We start from the raw sequence: 3,609 nt of genomic DNA, 5'->3' as shown, positions 1-3,609 counted from the left end.
CGGTACATGCGGAACTGATCTATGCGGGAAAACGGTCAGGAAAACATCATATGAGCCAGGAAGACATACAGATGCTTCTTATAGAAAAGGCAAAAGAAGGAAAGCAGGTCGTCCGGTTAAAAGGCGGGGATCCTTTTATATTTGGCAGAGGCGGAGAGGAAGCTCTTGCTCTCGTAAAAGCCGGTATAGCATTTGAAATTGTACCGGGAATCTCATCCGCGTACAGTGTGCCGGCCTATGGCGGCATTCCGGTAACGCATCGGGGCATTTCTGCGGAGGTCCACTTTATTACAGGGCATGAAGAAGGGGACGGAGGAAAAGTAGATTATAAACGGCTGGCAGGCTACAGCGGCACCCTCGTATTTTTGATGAGCATACGCCGGATCGGTTCCATTTGTCGGGCTCTCATTGAGGGCGGAAAAGATAAAGAGACGCCGGCCGCCGTCATCCAGGAAGGGACGACAGGACTTCAGAAAAAAGTGACGGGCACATTAGAGACGATTGATGCTATATGTGAGGAGAAAGGCATTTGTCCTCCGGGAATTTTGGTCATCGGTGATGTGGTGTCTTTGGAGAAAGAGCTTGACTGGAAAAAAGAGGGTGTACTTACAGGGAAAAAGGTCATTCTTACGGGCACAAAAGAGATGGCGCGAAGACAGAGGGAGAGCCTTGCAGGAACCGGAGCGGAAGTGCGGGAGATCAGCCTTATCTATACACAGGCTTCCCGAAAAGACCTTTTGAAAAATGTTTTTACAGAGCTTACGCGGGCAAAATGGATATTGTTTACAAGCCGTAACGGTGTCCGCCTGTTTTTTGAATGTATGAAAAAAGAGGCCATAGATTATCGGTGTCTGCTCGACAAAAAATTCGGCGTTGTCGGTCCCGGGACAGGGGAGGCATTGAAAGCGAATGGCTTTTATCCGGATTTTATGCCGGAAGAGTATACGGTGGGTCATCTGGCAAAGGGGCTGTGCGAGATGGTCGGGCCTTCCGATGAAATATTTGTATTCCGGGCTTCTGGCGGGTCAAAGTCATTAAATGAATGTTTCGATGAGGCCGGTGTTCATTACTGTGATCTGGCGGCTTACCGGACACAGATCGACTGGCGCAGACAGGACATGCTGGTAAGAGAGATGAGATCTGCAGATGCACTTGTTTTTGCCAGCGGATCGGCGGTCCATGCTTTTGGGGAGATGAAGGTGGATGTGCCGGATTTTACAAGAGTGATCTGTATCGGACCGGAAACAGCAAAACAGGCAGAAGCGGCGGGAATAAAAGTTTCGGCGGTAGCTTCGGAATATACGGCTGAGGGAGTGACACACTGTCTGTGTCAGCAAAACTATGAGGAGTGATTTTAAAATGGATATACTGCGCCGACCGAGACGTCTGAGAGGGTCTCAGGCGATTCGGGATTTAGTACATGAATATGATGTGGGAATTTCAGATTTGATTTATCCGGTTTTTGTGGTAGAGGGTGAAAAGGTCAAAGAAGAAATTCCTTCGATGCCGGGAATATATCATTATTCTCTGGATACATTTGAGATACATTTAAAGGAAATATGGGACAGCGGGGTGCGGAGTATTCTTTTCTTCGGAGTTCCGGACCATAAAGATGCCAGGGGCAGTGAAGCCTATAATATGAACGGTATCGTTCAGAGGGCGATCCGGCTGACAAAAAAGGAATATCCGGATATGATCTGTATTGCGGATATCTGTCTCTGTGAATATACAGATCATGGTCATTGCGGACTGATCTGTGACGGAAAGATATTAAATGATGATACACTTGAATTGTTATCAATGGCGGCTATAAGCTGTGCGGCAGCGGGAGCGGACATTGTGGCTCCGTCGGATATGATGGACGGACGGATCGGTCATATGCGCCGGGCACTGGATGATCAGGGCTATGAGGATGTATTAATTATGGCCTACAGTATTAAGTATGCATCCGCATTTTACGGTCCTTTCCGCGAGGCAGCTCATTCTGCACCGGCTTTTGGTGACCGTAAGACTTATCAGATGGATTGGCGCAATAAAAAGGATGCACTCATTGAAGCACAGCTTGATATGGCGGAGGGCGCTGATATTCTCATGGTAAAGCCGGGACTTGCCTATCTGGATATTTTAAAGACGGTTGCCGACACATTTCCTCTGCCAATCTGTACCTACAGTGTGAGCGGCGAATATTCGATGATGAAGGCGGCTGCGCTTAACGGCTGGATCGATGAGCAGAAGGTCGTTATGGAATCAATGACAGCGATGAAACGGGCAGGCGCAAAAATGATCATTACCTATTATGCGCTGGATATTGCACGCTGGCTGAGAGAAAGGGAGGTATAGCGGAAAGGATGGAACGCAGTGAGGAATTGTTTAAAAAAGCCTGTGAGATGATGCCGGGAGGTGTGAGCAGTCCGGTCAGAGCCTACCGTTCTGTGGGAATGACACCCCGATTCATTGAAAAGGCAAAGGGCAGCCATATTTATGATGTGGACGGCCACGATTATATTGATTATATCGGTTCCTGGGGACCGATGATCCTCGGTCACGCCCGCGAAGAGGTGGTTGATGCCATCTGTCAGGCTGTCTGCCGAGGTACAAGCTACGGGGCACCGACGGAAGGGGAAGTGACGCTGTGCGAGATGATCATTGATGCGGTACCTTCTGTGGAGATGGTGCGTCTTGTCAATTCGGGAACAGAGGCGGTCATGAGTGCCATCCGTGCGGCAAGAGGTTACACGGGAAGAGATTACATTGTAAAATTTGAGGGCTGTTATCATGGTCATGCCGATGGATTGCTGGTCAAGGCCGGTTCCGGTCTGATGACCCAGAATGTGCCGGACAGTGCGGGAGTGCCAAAAGCTTACGCATCAAAAACATTAACTGCCGTTTACAACGATCTTGAGAGCGTTGAGCATTTATTTAAGTTGTATGGAGATCAGATCGGGGCATTGATTGTTGAGCCGGTGGCAGCCAATATGGGTGTTGTCCTTCCAAAGCCCGGCTTTCTCGAGGGGCTTCGAAAGATTACCGAAGACTATGGAACGGTTCTTATTTTCGATGAGGTCATTACCGGATTCCGATTGGGTTATTCCGGAGCTCAGGGAAAATATAATGTGATACCCGACATGACAACGATGGGAAAGATCATCGGCGGCGGCATGCCTTTAGCTGCTTACGGCGGAAAAAGAGAGATTATGGAGATGGTGGCCCCTGTGGGACCTGTTTATCAGGCAGGAACACTCTCAGGCAATCCGACGGCGGTGGCTGCCGGAATAGCGACACTGGATATTTTGAAAAATCATCCTGAAATTTATGCATATGCGGAGCATCAGGCAGAAAAACTGGAAAAAATATTCAGAGAGTGCATTGAAAAAAATAATTTAAACTGTGTCTGCAATCGTGCCGGATCTCTGCTCAGTCTCTTCTTCACAAAAGGTCCGGTGGAAAATTATCAAGATGCGGCTTCCTCTGATCTGGAGGCATTTAAACAGTATTTTTCATCTATGTTATCCGATGGAATCTATATTGCACCTTCCCAGTTTGAAGCATTATTTGTCAGCGGTGTACATTCGGATGAAGATATTGAAAAGACAGTGGCGGCAATAAAAA

At 48.2% G+C, this 3,609-nt stretch carries 3 protein-coding genes; all 3 read left to right on the top strand.

Annotated elements, in window-relative coordinates:
• A partial coding sequence (gene cobA / locus QZZ35_RS09990; RefSeq protein ID WP_291237267.1) for a uroporphyrinogen-III C-methyltransferase occupies positions 1 to 1,352 on the top strand: 1,352 nt, incomplete at its 5' end.
• A gap of 7 nt (positions 1,353 to 1,359) precedes the next feature.
• Positions 1,360 to 2,340 carry a porphobilinogen synthase gene (gene hemB / locus QZZ35_RS09985; RefSeq protein WP_291237266.1) on the top strand — a complete coding sequence of 327 codons (981 nt, stop codon included), beginning with the start codon at positions 1,360 to 1,362 and terminating at the stop codon, positions 2,338 to 2,340.
• A gap of 8 nt (positions 2,341 to 2,348) precedes the next feature.
• Positions 2,349 to 3,609 (top strand): glutamate-1-semialdehyde 2,1-aminomutase (gene hemL / locus QZZ35_RS09980; RefSeq protein ID WP_291237265.1); only part of this gene is annotated, 1,261 nt, incomplete at its 3' end.

Source organism: Frisingicoccus sp. (assembly GCA_016298055.1).
Lineage (GTDB): Bacteria > Bacillota > Clostridia > Lachnospirales > Lachnospiraceae > Frisingicoccus.
This window is presented reverse-complemented; position numbering and strand designations above follow the sequence as displayed.